General features: G+C 64.5%; 1 protein-coding gene. It reads left to right on the forward strand.

The genetic code is table 11. The annotated features are described in order from the left end of the window. Positions 1–423, forward strand: a 423-nt coding sequence (locus DY467_RS25725; RefSeq protein ID WP_205502849.1) for a hypothetical protein, incomplete at both ends; no start/stop codon positions are given.

Genomic DNA, 423 nt, shown 5'->3' on the forward strand with positions numbered 1-423 from the left:
GCCATTTTGGTAGCGGCGCCACCCATGAGCCTCGACCGTTGCACGCACGAGTGCATCCATGACGACGGCATCAACAGCTGGACCATGGCCAGCATCTCGGCCCCTTCGGATATCGCCGATCTCATCCAAGGTTACTGCGATTATCGGGAACACACCGGCGGGTTCACCACACGCCGCGAACTACCGCACGCGGAAGGCGTGTTCATCGTCAATCTCGGCGATCCGATCTCGATTACCGGAGGTGACGGCGCCGTGCTGTCGCTGAAGGCCGGCGAGGCCTTCGTCGCGGGCGCACATCTGCGGCCGGCGCTGTCGCATTCATCCGGTGCACAGGCCGGCGTTCACATCTACCTGCCGCTGGCCACGCTGCGCCGATTGCTCGGAACGCCGATGCACGAGCTGGCCGATCGCGTCGTCGGGCTT

Source organism: Rhodopseudomonas sp. BR0G17, assembly GCF_010907025.1.
GTDB classification, from domain to species: domain Bacteria; phylum Pseudomonadota; class Alphaproteobacteria; order Rhizobiales; family Xanthobacteraceae; genus Rhodopseudomonas; species Rhodopseudomonas palustris_H.